Here is a 20,127-nt window from a genome sequence, read left to right on the forward strand (position 1 = left end):
CCCTGCAAGCGGCCCTGCCTCTGCCTGACCTTGGCTGCACGGCACGGGCGCAGGCCTAAAATGGCCCGCATGATCTCCCGCGAACCCACCATTGAACGCTTGGCCACGGCCAAATCCCTGTTGCTCACGCCTTTCGGCTTGGATGAGAGCCATCTCACCCGCGCGCTGAATGAAATCAAGGCGCACAAGGTGGACGAGGCGGACCTGTATTTCCAGTACACCCGCTCCGAGGGCTGGAGCCTGGAAGAGGGCATCGTCAAAACCGGCTCCTTCAGCATTGACCAGGGCGTGGGCGTGCGTGCGGTGAGCGGCGAGAAAACTGCCTTTGCGTATTCCGATGATATTTCTGAAGCCAGCCTGCTGGATGCTGCCCGCACTGTGCGCACTATTTCGGCTGCAGCCCAGACCAAACGTGCGAAGACTGCTACGCAAAAGATAGCAGGCGGCCGTAAGCTGTATGCCGGCATCGACCCGATTGCCACCCTGGACAGCACCGCCAAGGTGGAGCTGCTGGGCAAGGTGGAGAAGCTGGCTCGTGCCAAAGACCCACGCATCATCCAAGTGATGGCCGGCCTGGCCGCTGAATACGACGTGGTGCTGGTCGCCCGGGCCGACGGCACGCTGGCCGCCGATGTGCGCCCGCTGGTGCGCCTGAGCGTGACCGTGATTGCCGAGCAAAAGGGCCGCCGCGAGGTGGGTTCCAGTGGCGGTGGTGGCCGCTTCGGTTTGGCGTATTTCACCGATGCGCAGATTGAAGACTATGTGGACCAGGCCGTGCACGCCGCGTTGACCAACCTCGATGCCCGCCCCGCACCCGCCGGTGAAATGACCGTGGTGTTGGGCGCCGGCTGGCCCGGCATTTTGTTGCATGAAGCCATCGGCCACGGGCTCGAGGGCGACTTCAACCGCAAGGGCAGCAGCGCCTTCAGCGGCCGGGTGGGCCAGCGTGTGGCTGCCAAGGGCGTGACGGTGCTGGACGACGGCACCATTGCCGACCGCCGCGGCTCGCTCAATGTGGACGACGAAGGCAACCCCAGCCAGCGCAATGTGTTGATCGAAGACGGCATCCTGAAGGGCTACATCCAGGACAGCATGAACGCCCGCCTGATGGGCGTAAAGCCCACCGGCAACGGCCGCCGCGAGAGCTATGCCCACCTGCCCATGCCCCGCATGACCAACACCTACATGTTGGGCGGCGACAAGGCGCCGGAAGAGATTATTGCCAGCATCAAAAAAGGCCTCTACGCCCCCAACTTCGGTGGCGGCCAGGTGGACATCACCAGCGGTAAGTTTGTGTTTTCTGCCAGCGAAGCTTATTGGGTGGAAAACGGCAAGATTCAATACCCCGTCAAGGGCGCGACGCTGGTGGGCAGTGGCCCCGAGTGCCTGAAGCGCGTCTCCATGATCGGCAACGACATGAAGCTCGACCCCGGCGTGGGCACCTGCGGCAAAGAGGGCCAGAGCGTGCCGGTGGGGGTGGGCCAGCCCACGTTGCGCATTGATGGCCTGACCGTGGGCGGAACTGCTTAAGCGCGGGCGTAAGCCGCTGTCAGAAACCTGTGCTACATTGAGCCTCATGCATTCCGCACGTTTCTTTTTTAGCTACTTTTGGTTCTCACGCGCATCCGGCGGTCGAGAGATCTGAACGTACCCACAAGAAACGTCCTGAATCTTCCCAAAACCCGCCGGCACCCCCGGCGGTTTTTTTTTGCCTTTTCGCTTTGTTTTATTCCTCACTTGAACTCTGGAGACCTGACATGAATGCAAAAGCCTCTGCTAGCGACGCCTGGTACGGACAATCCCAGCCCGCCGACCGCACCAGCAAAACCGACGACGAACGCATCAAGGACATCACCGTGTTGCCCCCTCCAGAACACCTCATCCGCTTTTTCCCCATCCGCGGCAGCGCGACAGAAACCTTGATTTCTGACACCCGTAGCACGATTCACAACATCATGGCGGGCAAGGACGATCGTCTCTTGGTCATCATCGGACCCTGCTCCATCCATGACCCGGCCGCCGCGCTGGACTACGCTCGCCGCCTGAAGGTGGAGCGCGAGAAATACAAAGACACGCTGGAAATCGTGATGCGCGTCTACTTCGAGAAGCCCCGCACCACCGTGGGCTGGAAGGGCCTGATCAACGACCCCTACCTGGACGAGAGCTACCGCATCGACGAAGGCCTGCGCATCGCACGCCAGCTGCTGATTGAGATCAACCGCTTGGGCATGCCCGCAGGTAGCGAGTTCCTGGACGTGATTTCGCCCCAGTACCTGGGCGACCTGATCTCCTGGGGCGCCATCGGTGCGCGCACCACCGAGAGCCAGGTGCACCGCGAGTTGGCCTCCGGCATTTCGGCCCCCATCGGCTTCAAGAACGGCACCGACGGCAACATCAAGATCGCGACCGACGCTATTCAGGCAGCGGCTGGTGGGCACCATTTCTTGTCGGTGCATAAAAATGGTCAAGTGGCGATTGTGCAAACCAACGGCAACCCGGATTGCCACGTCATTCTGCGCGGCGGCAAAGCGCCTAACTACGACGCCGCCAACGTGGCCGCAGCCTGCGCGGACCTCGCCAAAGCCAAGCTGCCCCAGACCCTGATGGTGGATTGCAGCCACGCCAACAGCAGCAAGCAGCACGAGAAGCAGCTCGATGTGGCAAAAGACATTGCCGCTCAGATCACCGGTGGTTCACGCAGCGTGTTCGGGGTGATGGTGGAGAGCCACCTGAACGCGGGTGCCCAGAAGTTCACGCCCGGCAAAGACGATGCGTCCGCATTGGAATACGGCAAGAGCATCACCGACGCCTGCCTGGGTTGGGACGATTCGGTGGAGTCGCTGGAGGTGCTGTCTGCCGCCGTGAAGGCGCGCCGCGCAGCCTGATCCGGCGGCTGAGGCGGCAGCAAAAAGGCCAACGCGATCCAGCGTTGGCCTTGCAGTTGCAAACCGAGAAGAAGAGGCGGGCTAAGAGTCCGCCTTTTTATTGGAGCGGCGCGGGTGCCCGCAGAGACTCCATCACCACGTCCGGCGTGCCGCCCGCAGCCAAGTGGGTTTTGTACCAGACGCTCAAAATGGTGCTGATCACCGGGCCCGGATTCTCGCGGACCTTGGCCACGTCCCACTGGTTGAGTTGGCAGATGCGCTCGACCAGGTCCATGTCCATGTCGATGGCTTCGTTGTCGCAGCGGCGCAGGCGCAGGTCGGTGAATCGGGCGCCCTCGGGCAGACGGAGTTGGAAGTTCGGATCGTTTTGCATGGCGATTAGGTAAGAAATTGGCCTCTAGCCCCCGTATATATTGCGCAGATAGCTATGATTTTTGTAGCATTTCGATGAGCTTGGCGTGAATGCCGCCGAACCCGCCATTGCTCATGCACAACACATGGTCGCCCGGCTGCAGGGCGGCTGCGACCTGTGCGAGCACGGCGTCAATGCTGTCACCGACTTGCGCTCGGGCGCCCATGGGGGCCAGCGCCTCAACAGCATCCCAGCCCAGGCCGCCACTGTGGCAGAAGGCGAGGTCGGCTTCTTCCAGACTCCAAGGGAGCTGGCTTTTCATGGCGCCCAGCTTCATGGTGTTGGAGCGCGGCTCGAACACGGCCAGAATGCGCGCCGCCCCCACCTGCCGGCGCAGGCCGTTCACCGTGGTGCGGATGGCGGTGGGGTGGTGGGCAAAGTCGTCGTAAATTGTGACCGGCGCGCTGTCGGGCCGGCTTGCCAGTGGGGCGTGGGCGCGCACTTCCATGCGGCGCTTGACGTTCACGAATTGGCCCAGTGCTTCGGCGGCGACGGCGGGTGACACGCCCACATGCTCGGCTGCGGCGATGGCGGCCAAGGCGTTGAGCTGGTTGTGCACGCCATTCAGGCTCCATTGCACACTTGCGACTTCGCGCCCTTGGTGCAAGACGGCAAAGTCGTGCGGCTCGCCGACCGCCGAGAAGTCGCTCACGGCCGCGCCGAAGCTGCGTTGTTCGCTCCAGCAGCCTTGGTGCAGTACGCGGGTGAGGCTTTCTTCGAGCCCGTTGACCACCACGCGGCCGGTGCCGGGCACGGTGCGCACGAGGTGGTGGAATTGCCGTTCGATGGCGGCGAGGTCGTCAAAGATGTCGGCGTGGTCGAATTCGAGGTTGTTCAGGATGGCGGTGCGGGGGCGGTAGTGCACGAACTTGCTGCGTTTATCGAAGAAGGCGGTGTCGTATTCGTCGGCTTCTATGACAAATAGCGGGCGCTCGCTTGGCGTTGTACGGCGGGCAGGCAAAACGCTCTGCTCCGTGTCCCCCGCCCGCTTTGCGGGCTCCTCCCTGACCTGCGCAGAGCCCTTTGCCTCCCCGCCTCCCAGGCGGGCGGAGATACCGAAATTCAGCGGCACGCCGCCTACCAGGAAACCGGGTTGCAAGCCGGCGTACTCCAACACCCACGCGAGCATGCTGGTGGTGGTGGTTTTGCCGTGGGTGCCGGCGACGGCCAGCACATGGCGGCCTTGGAGCACATGCTCGGCCAGCCATTGCGGGCCGCTGGTGTAGGGGGCGCCCGCGTCCAGAATGGCTTCCATGAGCGGGAATTTGGGGCTGCCGTCGGCCAGTCGGGCGCGGCTGACGACGTTGCCGATGACGAACATGTCGGGCTGCAAGGCCATTTGTTCGGCACCGAAGCCTTCCATCAGCTCAATGCCCAGGGCGCGGAGTTGATCGCTCATCGGGGGGTAAACGCCGGCGTCGCAGCCGGTGACTTGGTGGCCCGCTTCGCGGGCCAGTGCGGCCAGGCCACCCATGAAGGTGCCACAAATGCCCAAGATATGAATATGCATGGCCGGTATTCTACGGGCCGTTTCGGAGCCTCCATTTGGGTATGAATTATGCCGATAGCCCTCGTCACATCTGCGCGAGCAGCTATTAATTTCAGAGCAAGTCAACGCATCACAGGGCTTTCTGCGGGCAGGCACAATCTCGGCATGGATGATTTGAAAGAAGAAATTGCCGCGACCGCTGCCCGCATGGTGGTGGAAGAGGGCTTGGAGTACGGCGCTGCCAAGCGCCGTGCGGTCAAGCAGCTGGGTGTGCCGGCGCGCTCAGGCCTGCCTGACAACGACCAGGTCGAGGCCGCCGTGGAGGAGTACATCGCCATTTTTTGTGCCGATACCCAACCGGTCGAATTGCGTGCCTTGCGTGAGCTGGCGGTGCAGTGGATGCAGCGACTCCAGGAGTTCCGGCCCCACTTGGGTGGAGCTGTTTGGCGTGGCACGGCAACGCGCCGCAGTGATGTTTATCTGCAGTTGTTTTGTGATGATCCCAAATCGGCGGAGATCATGTTGATTGACAAAGGCGTGCGCTTTGAGGTGCGCTCAGTCCCCGGCCTGCAAGGGGAAATGGTCGATGCCTTGAGCATCCACGCCATGTGCGTGCCGTTGGGCGAACATGTCGGGGTGCATTTGCTGGTCAATGACCTGGATGCTGTGCGTGGCGCGCTCCAGCCGGACGGGCGAGGGCGTTCTCCCCGTGGTAATTTGGCAGCGGTTCAGCGCTTGTTGGAGTCTGATGATGGATCTTCCTGAAAATTCCGGGGGCAGCGAGTCCGGTGCTCGTCGTCGTACGGTGCTGTGGGGTGCCGTCGGCGGGGTGGCGGTGGTGGCGGGCACAGGCCTGTCATGGTGGCGCCAGTCCGGACCCTCTGTGGCGGAGCCTGTGCCCGGATTTTGGGCTCAGCAGTGGCAAACACCGCAAGATGCCCCGCTGGCCATGCGACAGTTCCAGGGGCGCCCGGTGTTGATTAATTTTTGGGCGACGTGGTGCCCGCCCTGTGTGGAGGAGCTGCCTCTGCTGGACCGGTTTGCGGCTGCGCAGGGCGACAAGGGTGTGCAGGTGCTTGGGCTGGCCATCGATCGCAAAGAGGCGGTGATTCCCTTTTTGCAGCGGGTGCCCTTGCGTTTTCCGGTGGCCTTGGCGGGTTTGTCGGGTGCCGATCTCGGGCGCGCCTTGGGGAATTTGGCGGGCGGGTTGCCGTTCACGGTATTGATTGCTTCCGACGGCGCGGTCGCCCAGCGAAAGATGGGGCGGGTCACCGACGAAGACCTGAGTGCGTGGGCTGCGGTAAAATAGAGTCTCTCACCTAGCGCTCCACGTGCTTGGAGTGCTGTCCCAAGCCCCTTCGGGGCAATTTTATTTTGACGTTTTTCCAGTCTTTTCCCTTGTTATGGGTGGAGATATGGTTTTTTGGCGGCGTTTTGCTGTAAATTCGCCGTTTTACAAATGTCGGTTGTTGGAGATTCCATGGATTTACGCAAACTCAAAACCCTGATCGATCTGGTGTCTGATTCCAATGTCTCGGAGCTGGAAATTACCGAAGCCGAAGGCAAGGTCCGCATCGTGAAGGGTGGTGGTGCTGTGGTTCAAGGCTATGCGCCTGCACCTCTGTACGCAGCGCCCGTGGCAGCGGCCCCGGCCGGTGCGCCTGTCGCCGCGGCTCCCGTGGCGACTGAGCCCGTTGTCGAGGCCGGTCACATGGTGAAGTCGCCGATGGTGGGCACTTTCTACCGTTCTTCGGCTCCCGGTGCCAAGCCTTTTGTCGAGGTGGGCGACTCCATCAAGGCAGGCGAAACCATCTGCATCATCGAAGCGATGAAGATCCTCAACGAGATCGAAGCCGACAAGTCCGGCACCGTGACCAAGATTTTGAGCGACAACGGCCAGGCGGTGGAATACGGCCAGTCTTTGTTCATCATCGAATAAGACATAGCGCCCATGTTCAAAAAAATTCTGGTCGCCAACCGGGGCGAGATTGCGTTGCGAATCCAGCGCGCCTGTCGCGAGTTGGGTATCAAAGCGGTGATGGTGTATTCCGAAGCCGACCGCGAAGCCAAGTATGTGAAGCTGGCGGAAGAGGCGGTCTGCATCGGGCCGGCCCCGTCCGGGCTGAGCTACCTCAACATGCCCGCCATCATCTCGGCAGCCGAGGTGACCGATGCAGAAGCAATTCACCCCGGCTACGGCTTTTTGAGTGAAAACGCAGATTTCGCGGAGCGTGTCGAGAAGAGTGGCTTTCAGTTTATCGGCCCCACTCCAGAATCCATCCGCATCATGGGAGACAAAGTCTCTGCCAAGCAAGCCATGATCCGTGCCGGTGTGCCTTGTGTGCCCGGCTCTGAAGGCGAGTTGCCGGACGACCCAGTGGCCATGAAGCGTATCGCCAAGGCCGTGGGCTATCCGGTGATCATCAAGGCTGCTGGCGGTGGTGGCGGGCGCGGTATGCGCGTGGTCCACACCGAGGCTGCATTGGTGAATGCGGTGGCGATGACCAAGGCTGAAGCCGGCGCTGCCTTTAATAATCCGGCGGTTTACATGGAGAAGTTTCTCCAGAATCCGCGGCACATTGAAATCCAGATTCTGGCGGACAAGCACAAGAACGCGGTGTACCTAGGTGAGCGCGATTGCTCGATGCAGCGTCGCCACCAGAAGGTGCTGGAAGAGTCTCCCGCGCCCGGTATCAACCGCAAGCTGATCGAGCGCATCGGCGAGCGTTGCGTGAATGCGTGCAAGAAAATCGGTTACCGCGGTGCAGGCACTTTTGAGTTCCTGTACGAAGACGGAGAGTTCTACTTTATTGAAATGAACACCCGTGTTCAGGTGGAGCACCCGGTCACGGAAATGGTCACCGGTATTGACATCGTGAAGACGCAGATCATGGTGGCGGCGGGCGAGAAGTTGCCCTTTACCCAGCGCCAGATTGAAGTGCGTGGCCATGCAATTGAGTGCCGCGTGAATGCCGAAGATCCGTACAAGTTCACGCCGTCTCCAGGTCGCGTCACCATGTGGCACGCGCCTGGCGGCCCCGGCGTTCGTGTTGATTCGCACGTGTACACCAACTACTTTGTGCCGCCGAACTACGACTCCATGGTCGGCAAGATCATTGTTCACGGTGATACCCGCGAGCAGGCGATGGCGCGCATGCGCACCGCGCTGGCGGAGACCGTGGTGGAGGGTATCAACACCAACATCCCGCTACACCGCGAGTTGATGGTGGATGCCAAGTTCATGGACGGTGGCACCAACATCCATTACCTTGAGCACTGGCTTGAGCAACACAAGCGATAAGGCTTTGCATGTTTGAATTGCGTTTGATGTGTCCCGAAGACCGGGTCGAGAGCCTGAGTGATGCGTTGGACGCACTGGATGCACTGAGTGTGAGCGTGGAAGACGCGGATGCCCAGACCGATGCGGAGCAGGCGCTGTTTGGCGAGCCCGGCATGCCGCCGCCCAAAGACGGGTGGCAGCGTTCCCGGGTGATCGCCTTGTTTGCTGAGCGCGTGCAAGCTGACGATGCCTGCAATTTGCTGCAAGCCCAGGATTTCTTTGAGGGTTGCAAGGTTTTAGGTATCGAAGCGTTGGAGGACCAGGATTGGGTTCGTTTGACCCAATCTCAGTTCGCGCCGGTAGAGATCACGCCTGAGTTTTGGATTGTGCCGACCTGGCATGAGCCCCCTGCCCAGGCCAAAGAAGTCATTCGCCTTGATCCGGGCCTGGCTTTTGGTACCGGTACGCACCCCACGACACGCATGTGCCTACGCTGGATTGCAGGCCATGGAGCCGCGGGGCGGGTGCTCGACTACGGTTGCGGCTCCGGCATTTTGGCCATCGGCGCTGCTAAGTTTGGAGCCACCGACGTCATTGCTGTGGATATTGACCAAGCGGCGGTTGACTCCACCGTGTTGAATGCGCAGGCCAACGAGGTGGCGCTGTCAGCCGGTCTGCCCGAAGCGGCCCAGGGTGAATTCGATGTGGTTCTGGCCAACATTCTGGCGACCCCTCTGAAGGTGCTGGCGCCACTGCTGTGTGCCCATGTCAAGCCGGGCGGTCACTTGGTGCTGGCTGGCATTTTGGAGCGGCAAGCCGATGAACTCAAAGCAGCCTACGCACCGTATTGCGCACTGTCGGTGGCGGACTCCGAAGATGGCTGGATCCTGATGACTGCCGTCGTGTAACTGCCGTGTTTGCGACCACTACAATGTGACGCAATGAGTCTGATTACCCAATGCCCGGCATGCTCCACGATGTTCAAAGTCGTGCCGGACCAACTGCGTATTTCAGACGGTTGGGTCCGCTGTGGTCAGTGCGATGAGGTGTTTGATGCCAACGCCAACCTCCACACCGAGGCCTTAGCGCCTGCTGCCGAAGAGTATCCTGCTTCTCCCTTGGCGCCGACCAGTCCGGATCCTGATTGGGCTGCGTCTTTGCGTTTTGCGTCAGACGATCCTCAGCCTCCCGCTGACACGTCCCCACCGAGTGAAGTCTCTGTGCCTGTCGAGCCGGATCAACCCTCCACAGAAAATCTGGTGGACGAGTCGGTAGACCGGGAGCTGTTAGATGATTTCTTGTCCCACAGCCCAAAGGCTTTAGCGCAATCACCCGGTGCAGACATCGAAACACCGCCCCTGGAATCCAACCAAGGGCAGGATTTGGATGGCTTGGGCTCAGCGGCTCCGCGTTACACCCAAGCTGTGCAGGCTGAAACATCAGAGACGCAAGCAATTTCATTTATGCGGGGTGCCAGGGGTAACGGCTTCTGGCAGCGCACCTGGGTCAAGGCGCTTTTAGGCGTCGCTGCATGTTTGCTTTTGGTGCTGCTAGTGGCGCAGCACGCCTATACCGAGCGTGACCGGATTGCCGCGTACCAGCCGGAGGTCGTGCCTGCCTTGGAGCTCATGTGCGAATGGGCGGGGTGCAAACTTGCACCGCTGCAAACGATTGAATCCGTGGTGATTGATAGTTCGTCGTTCACCAAAGTGCGGACGGATCTTTACCGCTTAAACGTAGCCATCAAGAATGTGGGCGCCGTGCCGGTGTCGCCGCCTTCTTTGGAGCTAACGCTGACGGATCTTCAGGATCAAAGTCTGGTGCGCAGAATTCTGTCGCCGCAGGAGATCGGTTGGACAGCGCCATCCTTAGGGCCCGGTGCCGAATTCACAGGCACGCTCCCCTTGGCCATTAAAACCTCGGGCGGTATGGAGCGTATTTCAGGCTATCGCCTTCTGGCTTTTTATCCGTAGTCAGAATCACTAGGCGCAAAAAAAGCCCGGACCGAAAGGTGCCGGGCTTTTTCTACCTTGGTGAGTCCAATTAGGGCTTGCTGGAGGTAGGGAACGGCCACGCTGCTTGTGGGTTCAGTGTGGTTTGTGCTGAAGGCGCAGCGGCAGGCTTTGCAGCGGCAGGCTTGGCTGCCTTCTTCGCAGCAGGCTTTTTCGCAGGGGCAGGTTTCTTGGCTGCCGCTGGCTTTTTCGCGGGAGCTGCAGCTTTCTTGGCTGGAGCGGCTTTCTTCGCGACTACGGCCTTTTTAGCGGGAGCGGCTGCTTTTTTCGCGGGAGCTGCAGCTTTCTTGGCTGGAGCGGCTTTCTTCGCGACTACGGCCTTTTTAGCGGGAGCGGCTGCTTTTTTCGCAGGAGCCGCAGCTTTCTTGGCTGGAGCGGCTTTCTTCGCGACTACGGCCTTTTTAGCGGGAACGGCTGCTTTTTTCGCAGGGGTCGCTTTCTTAGCGGGAGCGGCCTTTTTTGCGGCCGGTTTTTTTGCAGTTGCCATCATGTTCTCCTTGTTCAAGGTGCAAAGAGCACTCTCTGCTACGTATTTGGCAGAAAGCGATTCATGCCACTGGGCGCTGTCCCAGTGGCATGAACTTGGTAACGCCAGTCTCTCCCACAGACCGCACGGTCAAAGAGAGGTGGCGAAAACTGTAACGGCTTCACGAGCAACTTAATCCCAGGACAGCGCACCGCCGGACTGGTACTCGATAACACGCGTTTCAAAAAAGTTACGTTCCTTTTTGAGGTCAATCATTTCACTCATCCAAGGGAAAGGATTTTCTTCATTCGGGAACAAGGCCTCGAGGCCGATCTGAGTGGCGCGACGGTTCGCAATGTAGCGAAGGTAGCCTTTGAACATCGAAGCATTCATGCCCAACACGCCACGCGGCATGGTGTCTTCTGCGTAACGGTATTCCAGTTCTACGGCGCGCTCAAAAAGCGCTTTGATCTCTGCCTTGAACTCAGGGGTCCACAAGTGCGGGTTTTCCAACTTGAGCTGGTTGATCAGGTCAATGCCGAAGTTGCAGTGCATGGACTCATCGCGAAGGATGTATTGGTACTGCTCTGCAGCACCCGTCATCTTGTTCTGACGACCGAGAGCCAGAATTTGGGTGAAGCCGACATAGAAAAACAGGCCTTCCATCAGGCACGCGAAAACAATGAGCGACTTCAGCAAGGTCTGGTCGGTCGCGGGTGTGCCGGTATGGAAGTTCGGGTCCATGATCGCTTCAATGAAGGGAATCAGGAACTCATCTTTGTCACGGATCGACTGAACTTCGTTGTAAGCGTTGAAAATCTCGCTCTCGTCCAAGCCAAGGGATTCCACAATGTACTGGTACGCGTGGGTGTGAATCGCTTCTTCGAAAGCCTGACGCAACAGGAACTGCCGGCATTCCGGTGCAGTGATGTGGCGATAGGTACCCAACACGATGTTGTTGGCGGCCAAGGAGTCGGCGGTAACAAAGAAGCCGAGGTTGCGCTTGACGATGCGGCGCTCGTCTTCGGTAAGACCGTTCGGGTCTTTCCAGAGCGCAATGTCGCGGGTCATGTTGACTTCTTGCGGCATCCAGTGGTTGGCGCAAGTAGCGAGGTACTTTTCCCATGCCCACTTGTACTTGAATGGCACGAGCTGGTTAACGTCCGTTTGCCCGTTGATGATGCGCTTGTCAGAGGCGTTCACACGCTTGCCGCCGGCACTGGCTTTGGCGACTTGAACAGCCTGCGCCATGGTGGCGCTGTAGGCTGAAGTGCCCGCAACGGAAGACACCGATGCCTGCGCTACCGGACTGATTTCAGACGGATTGCGCGCGGTATTTAACGGCGATGCGGGCTTAACTTCTTCGTCCCAGGACAACATAGATTTTTCCAATCGTTGGATTATGTAAGCAGTGAATTGAATTGAAAAGTGTTCATGCAATTCACTGAAAATTTGTGTTGTTCAACAGCATCGCAAATGAGGTCACGATGCTGTTGAACTTATTGGCAGGACTCGCAGGTCGGGTCGTCCACGCCACAGAACTTGATGTCTGTTGCGGCATTGCTGGCAAGCATCATTTGCTCTTGTGCAGCCGCTGCAGCAGCTTCAAGTGCGCTCGACATCTTGGGTCCCGAAGTGCCTTCGTTTCCGGAAGAGACGGCATTCAAGCGTCCGGCGCTGACGGTGGACTTTTCCACGTGTGTGGCAGACATGGTGCGGAGGTAGTAAGTCGTCTTGAGTCCACGCAACCATGCCAGCTTGTAGGTCTCATCGAGCTTCTTACCGGACGCGCCTGCCATGTAGATGTTTAGGGACTGGGCCTGGTCGATCCATTTCTGGCGACGCGCTGCCGCTTCAACGAGCCACTGTGTTTCCACTTCGAAGGCAGTCGCGTAAAGCTGTTTGATTTCCAAGGGCACGCGGTCGATGGGGTTCAGCGAGCCGTCGAAGTGTTTCAGGTCCATCACCATCACATCGTCCCAGAGTCCCAAGCGCTTGAGGTCGCGCACCAGGTAGCTGTTGATGACGGTGAACTCACCCGATAAGTTGGACTTGACGGACAGGTTTCCGAAGCAAGGCTCAATGGATGCATCCACGCCGATGATGTTGGAAATAGTGGCCGTTGGGGCGATCGCCACGCAATTGGAGTTGCGCATGCCATCCGCCGCAATTTTGTTGCGCAGTGCATTCCAGTCCATCGTGGAGGAGCGGTCGACCTCTACATAACCACCGCGCGCTGCTGCCAGCATGTCGATGGTGTCGGGTGGCAGGATCCCCTTGTCCCACAGGCTGCCCTTGAAGCTGTGGTACTTGCCGCGTTCGCGGGCCAGGTCCGTAGACGCCCAATAAGCGTAGTAGCTGATGGCCTCCATCGATTGATCCGCAAATGCCACGGCCGCGTCGCTGGCGTAAGGAATACGCAGTTCGTACAGGCTGTCCTGGAACGCCATCAGACCCAAGCCCACCGGGCGGTGGCGCATGTTCGAGTCACGCGCCTTCTTGACTGCGTAGTAGTTAATGTCGATCACGTTATCCAGCATGCGCATCGCGGTAGAGATGGTCCGCTTGAGCTTGTCGTGGTCGAGCGCGCCATCTTTCAAGTGCTGCAGCAGGTTCACAGAGCCGAGGTTGCACACGGCGGTTTCTGTGTCAGACGTATTCAGTGTGATTTCAGTACACAAATTAGACGAGTGCACCACACCGGCGTGTTGCTGGGGCGAGCGGACATTGCAGGCGTCTTTGAATGTGATCCAAGGGTGACCGGTTTCAAACAGCATGGTCAGCATCTTGCGCCACAGGTCGCTGGCTTGCAGTGTGCGCGAAGGCTTGATCTCACCGCGGGCGGCCTTTTCTTCGTAGGCCACATAGGCCTTTTCGAACTCAGCACCAAACAGATCGTGCAAGTCCGGCACGTTAGAAGGCGAGAACAGCGTCCAAGTGCCTTTTTCCATCACGCGGCGCATGAACAAGTCTGGAATCCAGTTGGCCGTGTTCATGTCGTGGGTGCGGCGGCGGTCGTCACCGGTGTTCTTGCGCAGTTCCAGGAACTCCTCGATGTCCAAGTGCCAGGTTTCAAGGTAGGTGCACACGGCACCCTTGCGCTTGCCACCTTGGTTAACGGCCACGGCGGTATCGTTCACCACCTTCAAGAAAGGCACAACACCTTGCGACTCGCCGTTGGTGCCCTTGATGTGGGAGCCCAAAGCGCGCACACGGGTCCAGTCGTTACCCAAGCCGCCGGCGAACTTGGACAGCAGTGCATTTTCTTTGATGGACTCATAAATGCCGTCCAGGTCATCAGGCACCGTGGTCAAGTAGCAGCTCGACAGCTGGGAGCGCAAAGTGCCGCTGTTGAACAAAGTCGGCGTGCTGGACATGAAGTCAAAGCTGGAGAGGACTTCATAGAACTCGATGGCGCGGGCTTCACGATCGATTTCGTTCAGCGACAGGCCCATGGCAACACGCATAAAGAATGCTTGCGGCAGCTCGATGCGGGTTTTGCCTTCATGCAGGAAGTAGCGGTCGTACAGCGTTTGCAGACCCAGGTAGTCGAACTGCAGGTCGCGGCTGGCCTTGATGGCCTGACCGAGGCGTTTCAGGTCAAACTGCTGCAGCTTCTCGTCCAGCAGGTCTGCGTCAACACCACGCTTGATGAAGCCCGGGAAGTAGTCCGCGTAGGCTTCCTGCATGTCGGCTTGCGCCACGTCGCGTCCGAGTACTTCGCGGGATATCGTGTGGAACAGCAGGCGAGCGGTGGCGTAGGTGTAGTCAGGGTCTTTTTCAATCAAGGTACGCGCAGCCAAAATGGCGGCCTTGTACACCTCGTCCAAAGGAACGCCGTCGTACAGGTTACGCATGGTCTCCGCCATGATGGGCGCGGCTTTGACATCAGCACCCAAACCGCTACAAGCCGTTTCGATGCGGGATTGCAATTGGGCCAGGTCCAGGGGCACGCGCTGACCGTTATCGATCACGTGAATAACAGGCGCTGCCGGTGCATCGGTCGCAACTTGCTTGGCGCGCTCCTGGGTGCGACGCTCACGGTACAGAACGTAGGCGCGAGCGATTTCGTGGTGACCACCGCGCATCAAGCCCAATTCCACTTGATCCTGCACGTCTTCAATATGGAACGTGCCGCCGCCCGGACGGGAGCGCACCAGTGCGCGGATGACTTGTTGTGTCAAACCATCGACGGTTTCACGCACGCTGGCCGACGCGGCACCTTGGGTGCCATGCACTGCCAGAAAGGCCTTCATCATGGCCACGGCAATTTTGTTCGGCTCAAAGGGCACGACCGCGCCATTGCGGCGAATGATCTGGTAGTGCGAATACGCTTGCGTTGCGGGGCTCTCGTTGCCGGGTGTGGGGGAGAGCAGGGGGGCGGTTGCCGTCGGTACGGCAGCAGAAATAGATTGCATAGTTTCCTCGTCTAAATCAGTGTATTTTTGTGGGGACTGTGTGCCGTAGGGCCTGTCGCAGCGAAGCGGCTTTGAGCTCGCCTGACAACCAAGGCACACTATATCTGGGGTCTGGGGTGCTTGCAACCCACTACCGGTAGTGTATCTGCTCGGCGCCGGTGTTTTGGGGAGTCGGTGGTTTGACCCACTCCGGCGCGGGACCATTCAGCCTGGATAAAAGCCTTGATTGGCGTTACTTTTCTGGCGCCTAACCAGTGTTTATGCGGCTTGCAGCTGAGTTTGGCCTGTCGCGCCTTGATTGGTGCGGGTGCGGCTGAAAATAAGGCCCGGCAAGTGCGCCCGAAAATATTTCTTAGTGCCTGGCGCCGCTGTCAGGACTTGTCGCTTTCTTGCAATTCGGCGGGAAGCTCCCAGTTGGAAATGGCGGGCCAATGCGCTAGTCGGCTCCACTCGAATCCGGGGCCCGGGTCCGTCTTGCGGCCCGGAGCAATATGCTCGTGTCCCGCGACGTAACGGATTCCATAGTTTTGTGCGATTGCCGCACAAAGTCGCTCCAGGCTTTGGTATTGCACTTCGGTAAACCGGTCGTCGTCCATGCCCTCGAGTTCGATGCCGATCGAGTAATCATTGCAATTCACCTTCCCGCGGTGGGACGAGGTGCCCGCATGCCAAGCCCTGTCGTTCCCGCTCACGAACTGCCAAACCACGCCCGCCCGCGTCACGAAAAAGTGGCTGGAGACCTGCATGCCTCTGATAGTTTGAAAATACGGGTGGGCGTCCCAATCCAGTGCGTTGGTAAACAACTGGCGCACGCCGTCCCCGCCGTATTCACCCGGTGGTAGGGAGATGGAGTGCAGTACTACCAGCTCCGTGCAGGCGTCCAGGGGCCGGGGGCCGAAGTTGGGGGAGCTTTCGTGGCGGGCTTCACTCCACCAGCCCTCCGACCAGCATCCGTCGCTCTCCGTGACGGGCTCAGTCCGCTTTGCCATCGTCTTGTTCCGGCACATCAATACACAGGCGCTCCATGCGGTAGCGGATCTGGCGCAGGCTGATGCCAAGGCGTTGCGCTGCTGCGGTCCGGTTGAAGCGGGTTTCACGCAGTACGTGGATCAGGATTTCGCGCTCCTGTGCGTCCAAATGACTCTGCAGGTCCGCGGGAATGCTCAAGGGGCCGGGGGCCGTCGCGGCGGCTTCCTGTTCTTGTGGGGAGTCCAGCTCCAGCGCATCGCCTTCAGACAGCGCCAGTGCCCGGTGCAGCAGGTTTTCCAGCTCGCGGACGTTCCCGTGCAAGGGCAGTGCTTGGAGTTGCTGCAGTAGCTCCGCCGACAGGCGGGGAACGTCGGAGCCGGTTTCATCACAAATCCGCGTGACCAGTGCTTGGCACAGGGCCTCCAGGTCATCTCTGCGCTCCCGCAGGGGCGGCAGATGGAGGTCGATCACATTCAGGCGGTAATACAAGTCCTGGCGGAAGTTCTGGGCGGCCACCTCAGCCACCAGGTCTTTGTGGGTCGCGCTGACCAGGCGGATGTCCACCGACTCTTCCTGGTTACTACCCAGCGGGCGGATCTTGCGCTCCTGGATCGCTCGCAAGAGCTTGGCCTGCATGGCCAGGGGCAGATCCCCTATCTCATCTAGAAACAAGGTGCCGCCATGGGCGGCTTGAAAAAAGCCCGGCCGGTCCTGGGTCGCACCGGTGTAGGCCCCTTTGCGGGCCCCGAAGAATTCAGCCTCCAGCAGAGACTCCGGAATGGCGCTGCAATTGACCGCCACCCACGGTCCGCTGGCCCGGTGACTGTTGGCATGCAAGGCCCGGGCAGCCAGTTCCTTGCCGGTGCCCGACTCGCCCCGTATCAACACCGGCGCCATGCTCCGGGCGACTTTGGCAATCCGCTCCTTGAGCGCCACCATGGTCTGGGATTGCCCCACCAGTTGCTCCAAGGCTTTGGCGCCCTCGCTGGCACTGTTGGTGGCACCGCGGGTGGAGCGCTCGGCCGATGGGGGCGCACCGGCGCTGGCACCGCCCAGGGCGGCCGCTACCGCACTGCGGAATTGCTTCAAATCCACCGGCTTGGTCAGGTAGTCAAACGCCCCGGCCTTCAGAGACTCCACGGCGTTTTCTGCAGAGCCATAGGCCGTGATCACGACCGAGCGGGCCTTGCTTTTATGGGCGCGCAAGGCGTGCAATAGGTCGACGCCCATGCCGTCCGGCAAGCGCATGTCGGTGATCACCAGGTCGTAAGTCGTGGCTGCCATGGCGTCGCGGGCTTCCTGCACAGAGGCTGCCGTATCGACCTGATGGCCCTCGCGCAGCAGCGTGAGCTCGTAGAGCGTGCGGAGATCCGGCTCATCATCCACCACCAGAATCCGGGCATTGTTCAATAAAGGGATGCTTGCCATAGGGAGTTGCCGTCAGCGTCGTGGGTTGAGGGGCTCTTTAGCCGGCTCAGGGTCAGGGTGAAGTCATTGCCGTCGTGGAGCTGCCCGTTACGGATTCGCGGGCTGCGCTGGTATTGCAGGTTGGCGCCGTGGCGCTCACACAGTTCGCGTGAAATGTAGAGTCCCAAGCCGCTGGAACGACTTTCGGATGAGAAAAACGGTTCAAACAAATGCCGCTCAACGGTCTGGTCCATCCGGGCACCATCACTCCAAACAGAAATGAGCGCTGCAGCGTCGGTGTAACTCACGGTGATTTGAATGGCCTCTAGTTGCCTGCTCGCGTAGCGCAGGGCATTGTCCAGTAGGTTGATCAGTACCTGGCGCAGGTGCTCGGGGTCGAAGCGCACAGCGTGGGGGCGGGGGTCAATGTCGAGGCCGATCAGCCCGGCAATACCTTTGTGCTGCGCCCAGTCCTGCGCCATGCGGTGCACGATGTCACTCAAGCCATAGAGGGCGTCGTGTTCGCCGGTTGCACTGGTCCGGGCACGGGCCACATTCAAAATATCGTCCACGATTTTGCCCAGCCGTTTAGCGTTTTGGCTCACCATGTCCGTGAGGCGCAGTTGCCTCGGGTCTTGAAGCTCCTCGGACAGCAGGGCGTTGGCCTGGGCGATGGCCGCCAGGGGGTTGCGAATTTCATGGGCAACCGCGGTAGACATGCGCCCCATGCTGGCCATTTTTTCGTTGCGCAGTCGCGCCTCGGCGTGCCGCTGGTCTTGTAAGAACAGCACGCAGAGGCTGTCTTCGCCAATGCCCTGAGGCGCTGCCAGGCGGGTGCGGGCCAGCACCTTGAGCGTGCCACCAAGGTCGTGTTGGAGCTCGAGCTCGGCTTCCTGGTTTTGGCCGCTGCCCAGGCTCAAGCGCGTGAGCTGCAACAGAGGGCGCCAAGCAGCATCCGCTTTTAAGTCAAACACCGCCGACCGGAGCCGGTCCGCGTCCCCCAGCAGTGCGCGGGCGGCGGGGTTGGCCGCGCGCACCACGCCACCTTGGTCCACGATCACCACCCCTTCAGGCATGGCTTCAATGACCAGTTCGTTCACTTCGCGTTGAATAGAGGCGGCCAGTTGGTTCTGCCGGGCCCGGCGGCCTTCGTTGGCCAGGCGGGTGGCCAATTGGTTGGCCAGAAAGGCCACCGCAAAGTAGCCAATGCCACTCAAGCCGGCTTGGGCGAACGCCGCGGTGCTGTCTGCATCACTCTGAATCTGGCTCCAAATGGCGCCACCCAGCAGCAGCATGGTGACGCCGGCCGCGGTGCCCAAGGCCAGCCGCAAAGAGCCCAGGACCGAGGCCAGCAACACGGGCAGCGCAAACAAGGGGGTGTAGTTCAAGCTGCTGGCGTTAAGCCATTGCAGGGCAGAAAAGGCCAGCACGTCAATGCCGATCAGCACCCCCCAGGACCGGCTGAACGCGCCACCCAGGGGGCGGGGCCGCAAAAAGAGGCGGGCCGCCAGAGTGCTCAAGAAATAAACGCCGGTAATGGCCAGCAGCGTGACGCTGTGCGTGGTGCTCGTAAAGAACAGCGTAGCCTGCAGCCCCACGAGCACCGTGCCCAATACCCAACGTGCGGTCATGAAGGCTTGCCACAGCCTTTTGAACTCACTCTGGTCACCGGCCGGCACCGAGAGGGGCTCTAGCGCTGCAGCTCCGAACCAGGAGTGCTCGCCCGGGTCGTGTGTCATCCCGGCTCCGCTAAACGCAGGTGCTCGGCGCTGCAGTACTCCGCGTGTTGGCCCTTCACCAGGTCAGCGGCCGGCACGTGCACACCGCAATGGGCGCAGGCGGCCATGGTGATGCTGCCCTTCGCAGCCGGCGGCTCCGGAGGTCGCGCCACCGGCGGACGCCGTGTTTTGCTACGCACATACCAGACCACCCCGAGGATGACCAACAAGACAAGCAGGTTCTTCATGCCGCCCGGCCCAGCAACACTTCCATGACAAATCGCGAGCCCACATACCCTAAAAGCAGCAGCACGCTGCCGGTGTAGAGCACGGCCACGGCGCGCTTGCCCCGCCATCCGAACCGGGCGCGCCCGATCAGCAGCACGGCAAAGGTGATCCACGCCAGCACAGAAAACACCGTTTTGTGATCCCAGTGCCAAGCGTGGCCCTTGCCGTACACCACATCCCCAAACAAATAGCCCATGCCCAGGGTCGCCGTCAGCAACGCAAAGCCTGCGGCAACAAAGCGGTAGGTCAGTCGCTCCAGCGTCAGCAGGGGCAGGCCACTGTGCGGATCGGCAGCCTGGCGGATACGCGCTTCGGCGCGACCCATGAGCCAGGCATGTACCACTGCGGTGCCAAACAAGCCGTAGCTGGCGACCCCGAAAGCCAGGTGGGTTGGCAACCACAGGGTGGCGCTGCTGGGTAAGGGCGTGCCCGGAAAGAGGCACGCCAGCAGCACCGCTACCGTGCCGACGGAGGACAGGGCCCAACGGGTTTGCAATTGCGGGTAAATCTGGCTCTCGATGGCATACACCGCCGCCACGACCCAGGCCGTCATGGACAGTGCGGGGGCGAAACCGAAGTGGGTGGGCGGCAAGAGCAGGCCCCACGCCAAGGCCGCGCCGTGCAGAAACCAGGCCAGCGCCACCCACGCGCGGGCGGTTGCAGGGCTCTGGTGTGCCGCCCGCAAGGCCGGCCACGCATAAGAACAGGCCGCCAAAACCGATAAGGCTAAGCTGGTGGGAGACGCACTGGCTAAAATCATGTGCACAGTTTAGCGTTTTGCTC

General features: G+C 60.4%; 18 protein-coding genes. 8 read left to right on the forward strand and 10 right to left on the reverse strand.

All coding sequences use genetic code 11. The features are described from left to right. Nucleotides 1-69: 69 nt before the first annotated feature. Nucleotides 70-1,530, forward strand: a complete 1,461-nt coding sequence (gene tldD, locus QZW03_RS09395) for a metalloprotease TldD (RefSeq protein ID WP_296509849.1) — start codon at nucleotides 70-72, stop codon at nucleotides 1,528-1,530. Between the two features lie 227 nt (nucleotides 1,531-1,757). Beyond that, nucleotides 1,758-2,885 carry a 3-deoxy-7-phosphoheptulonate synthase gene (locus QZW03_RS09400; protein ID WP_296509727.1) on the forward strand — a complete coding sequence of 376 codons (1,128 nt, stop codon included), beginning with the start codon at nucleotides 1,758-1,760 and terminating at the stop codon, nucleotides 2,883-2,885. A 97-nt stretch (nucleotides 2,886-2,982) separates the two neighbouring features. Here the strand turns inward: QZW03_RS09400 and QZW03_RS09405 are convergent, their stop codons facing one another. Both QZW03_RS09405 and mpl read right to left on the reverse strand, forming a co-directional pair. Next, a complete protein-coding gene (locus QZW03_RS09405) occupies nucleotides 2,983-3,258 on the reverse strand; it encodes a hypothetical protein (protein WP_296509729.1) in 276 nt (91 codons plus the stop codon). A 52-nt stretch (nucleotides 3,259-3,310) separates the two neighbouring features. Next, nucleotides 3,311-4,807: a UDP-N-acetylmuramate:L-alanyl-gamma-D-glutamyl-meso-diaminopimelate ligase gene (gene mpl, locus QZW03_RS09410; RefSeq protein WP_296509730.1), complete on the reverse strand. Its 1,497-nt coding sequence runs from the start codon at nucleotides 4,805-4,807 to the stop codon at nucleotides 3,311-3,313. Between the two features lie 144 nt (nucleotides 4,808-4,951). On the opposite strand from mpl, the gene QZW03_RS09415 reads away from it, so the two are divergent. From QZW03_RS09415 to QZW03_RS09440, 6 genes are all read left to right on the forward strand, one after another. Beyond that, nucleotides 4,952-5,551 carry a hypothetical protein gene (locus tag QZW03_RS09415; protein WP_296509732.1) on the forward strand — a complete coding sequence of 200 codons (600 nt, stop codon included), beginning with the start codon at nucleotides 4,952-4,954 and terminating at the stop codon, nucleotides 5,549-5,551. After that, the gene (locus tag QZW03_RS09420; RefSeq protein WP_366481549.1) at nucleotides 5,538-6,095 is read left to right on the forward strand and encodes a TlpA disulfide reductase family protein; all 558 of its coding nucleotides are present in this window, start codon (nucleotides 5,538-5,540) and stop codon (nucleotides 6,093-6,095) included. The genes QZW03_RS09415 and QZW03_RS09420 overlap by 14 nt, the downstream gene beginning before the upstream one ends. A 171-nt stretch (nucleotides 6,096-6,266) precedes the next feature. Continuing rightward, entirely contained in the window at nucleotides 6,267-6,725 is a 459-nt protein-coding gene (gene accB / locus QZW03_RS09425; RefSeq protein WP_296509734.1) for an acetyl-CoA carboxylase biotin carboxyl carrier protein, read from the forward strand. A 12-nt stretch (nucleotides 6,726-6,737) separates the two neighbouring features. Beyond that, nucleotides 6,738-8,087, forward strand: a complete 1,350-nt coding sequence (gene accC, locus QZW03_RS09430; protein WP_296509736.1) for an acetyl-CoA carboxylase biotin carboxylase subunit — start codon at nucleotides 6,738-6,740, stop codon at nucleotides 8,085-8,087. 8 nt (nucleotides 8,088-8,095) lie between these two features. Further along, nucleotides 8,096-8,974: a 50S ribosomal protein L11 methyltransferase gene (prmA, locus tag QZW03_RS09435; protein ID WP_296509737.1), complete on the forward strand. Its 879-nt coding sequence runs from the start codon at nucleotides 8,096-8,098 to the stop codon at nucleotides 8,972-8,974. A gap of 33 nt (nucleotides 8,975-9,007) precedes the next feature. After that, a complete protein-coding gene (locus QZW03_RS09440) occupies nucleotides 9,008-10,039 on the forward strand; it encodes a zinc-ribbon and DUF3426 domain-containing protein (RefSeq protein ID WP_296509738.1) in 1,032 nt (343 codons plus the stop codon). A gap of 70 nt (nucleotides 10,040-10,109) precedes the next feature. Here the strand turns inward: QZW03_RS09440 and QZW03_RS09445 are convergent, their stop codons facing one another. The 8 genes from QZW03_RS09445 to ccsA form a co-directional block, all read right to left on the reverse strand. Continuing rightward, complete coding sequence (locus tag QZW03_RS09445) at nucleotides 10,110-10,565, reverse strand: histone (RefSeq protein WP_296509739.1); 456 nt, start codon at nucleotides 10,563-10,565, stop codon at nucleotides 10,110-10,112. Between the two features lie 171 nt (nucleotides 10,566-10,736). Continuing rightward, on the reverse strand, nucleotides 10,737-11,924 hold the full coding sequence (locus tag QZW03_RS09450; protein ID WP_296509741.1) for a ribonucleotide-diphosphate reductase subunit beta: 1,188 nt from the start codon (nucleotides 11,922-11,924) through the stop codon (nucleotides 10,737-10,739). Nucleotides 11,925-12,043: 119 nt separating this feature from the next. Beyond that, entirely contained in the window at nucleotides 12,044-14,962 is a 2,919-nt protein-coding gene (locus tag QZW03_RS09455; RefSeq protein WP_296509742.1) for a ribonucleoside-diphosphate reductase subunit alpha, read from the reverse strand. A 371-nt stretch (nucleotides 14,963-15,333) separates the two neighbouring features. After that, nucleotides 15,334-15,951, reverse strand: coding sequence for a 1,6-anhydro-N-acetylmuramyl-L-alanine amidase AmpD (ampD, locus tag QZW03_RS09460; protein WP_296509743.1), 618 nt, complete (start codon nucleotides 15,949-15,951; stop codon nucleotides 15,334-15,336). Next, nucleotides 15,935-17,359, reverse strand: a complete 1,425-nt coding sequence (locus tag QZW03_RS09465; protein WP_296509744.1) for a sigma-54 dependent transcriptional regulator — start codon at nucleotides 17,357-17,359, stop codon at nucleotides 15,935-15,937. Before QZW03_RS09465 ends, ampD begins: the two co-directional genes overlap by 17 nt. Next, complete coding sequence (locus QZW03_RS09470) at nucleotides 17,338-19,077, reverse strand: ATP-binding protein (protein ID WP_296509745.1); 1,740 nt, start codon at nucleotides 19,075-19,077, stop codon at nucleotides 17,338-17,340. The genes QZW03_RS09465 and QZW03_RS09470 overlap by 22 nt, the downstream gene beginning before the upstream one ends. Further along, nucleotides 19,074-19,304: a PP0621 family protein gene (locus QZW03_RS09475; protein WP_296509746.1), complete on the reverse strand. Its 231-nt coding sequence runs from the start codon at nucleotides 19,302-19,304 to the stop codon at nucleotides 19,074-19,076. The genes QZW03_RS09470 and QZW03_RS09475 overlap by 4 nt, the downstream gene beginning before the upstream one ends. After that, on the reverse strand, nucleotides 19,301-20,104 hold the full coding sequence (gene ccsA, locus QZW03_RS09480) for a cytochrome c biogenesis protein CcsA (protein WP_296509747.1): 804 nt from the start codon (nucleotides 20,102-20,104) through the stop codon (nucleotides 19,301-19,303). The genes QZW03_RS09475 and ccsA overlap by 4 nt, the downstream gene beginning before the upstream one ends. Nucleotides 20,105-20,127 lie beyond the last annotated feature (23 nt).

This window comes from Rhodoferax sp., from assembly GCF_013297935.1.
In the GTDB taxonomy this organism is placed as follows: Bacteria; Pseudomonadota; Gammaproteobacteria; order Burkholderiales; family Burkholderiaceae_C; genus Allorhodoferax.

Bases quoted from the DNA above. Each gene is read 5' to 3' on its own strand.
- tldD (WP_296509849.1), top strand. From the start codon at position 70: ATGATCTCCCGCGAACCCACCATTGAACGCTTGGCCACGGCCAAATCC.
- QZW03_RS09400 (WP_296509727.1), top strand. From the start codon at position 1,758: ATGAATGCAAAAGCCTCTGCTAGCGACGCCTGGTACGGACAATCCCAG.
- QZW03_RS09405 (WP_296509729.1), bottom strand. From the start codon at position 3,258: ATGCAAAACGATCCGAACTTCCAACTCCGTCTGCCCGAGGGCGCCCGA.
- mpl (WP_296509730.1), bottom strand. From the start codon at position 4,807: ATGCATATTCATATCTTGGGCATTTGTGGCACCTTCATGGGTGGCCTG.
- QZW03_RS09415 (WP_296509732.1), top strand. From the start codon at position 4,952: ATGGATGATTTGAAAGAAGAAATTGCCGCGACCGCTGCCCGCATGGTG.
- QZW03_RS09420 (WP_366481549.1), top strand. From the start codon at position 5,538: ATGGATCTTCCTGAAAATTCCGGGGGCAGCGAGTCCGGTGCTCGTCGT.
- accB (WP_296509734.1), top strand. From the start codon at position 6,267: ATGGATTTACGCAAACTCAAAACCCTGATCGATCTGGTGTCTGATTCC.
- accC (WP_296509736.1), top strand. From the start codon at position 6,738: ATGTTCAAAAAAATTCTGGTCGCCAACCGGGGCGAGATTGCGTTGCGA.
- prmA (WP_296509737.1), top strand. From the start codon at position 8,096: ATGTTTGAATTGCGTTTGATGTGTCCCGAAGACCGGGTCGAGAGCCTG.
- QZW03_RS09440 (WP_296509738.1), top strand. From the start codon at position 9,008: ATGAGTCTGATTACCCAATGCCCGGCATGCTCCACGATGTTCAAAGTC.
- QZW03_RS09445 (WP_296509739.1), bottom strand. From the start codon at position 10,565: ATGGCAACTGCAAAAAAACCGGCCGCAAAAAAGGCCGCTCCCGCTAAG.
- QZW03_RS09450 (WP_296509741.1), bottom strand. From the start codon at position 11,924: ATGTTGTCCTGGGACGAAGAAGTTAAGCCCGCATCGCCGTTAAATACC.
- QZW03_RS09455 (WP_296509742.1), bottom strand. From the start codon at position 14,962: ATGCAATCTATTTCTGCTGCCGTACCGACGGCAACCGCCCCCCTGCTC.
- ampD (WP_296509743.1), bottom strand. From the start codon at position 15,951: ATGGCAAAGCGGACTGAGCCCGTCACGGAGAGCGACGGATGCTGGTCG.
- QZW03_RS09465 (WP_296509744.1), bottom strand. From the start codon at position 17,359: ATGGCAAGCATCCCTTTATTGAACAATGCCCGGATTCTGGTGGTGGAT.
- QZW03_RS09470 (WP_296509745.1), bottom strand. From the start codon at position 19,077: ATGACACACGACCCGGGCGAGCACTCCTGGTTCGGAGCTGCAGCGCTA.
- QZW03_RS09475 (WP_296509746.1), bottom strand. From the start codon at position 19,304: ATGAAGAACCTGCTTGTCTTGTTGGTCATCCTCGGGGTGGTCTGGTAT.
- ccsA (WP_296509747.1), bottom strand. From the start codon at position 20,104: ATGATTTTAGCCAGTGCGTCTCCCACCAGCTTAGCCTTATCGGTTTTG.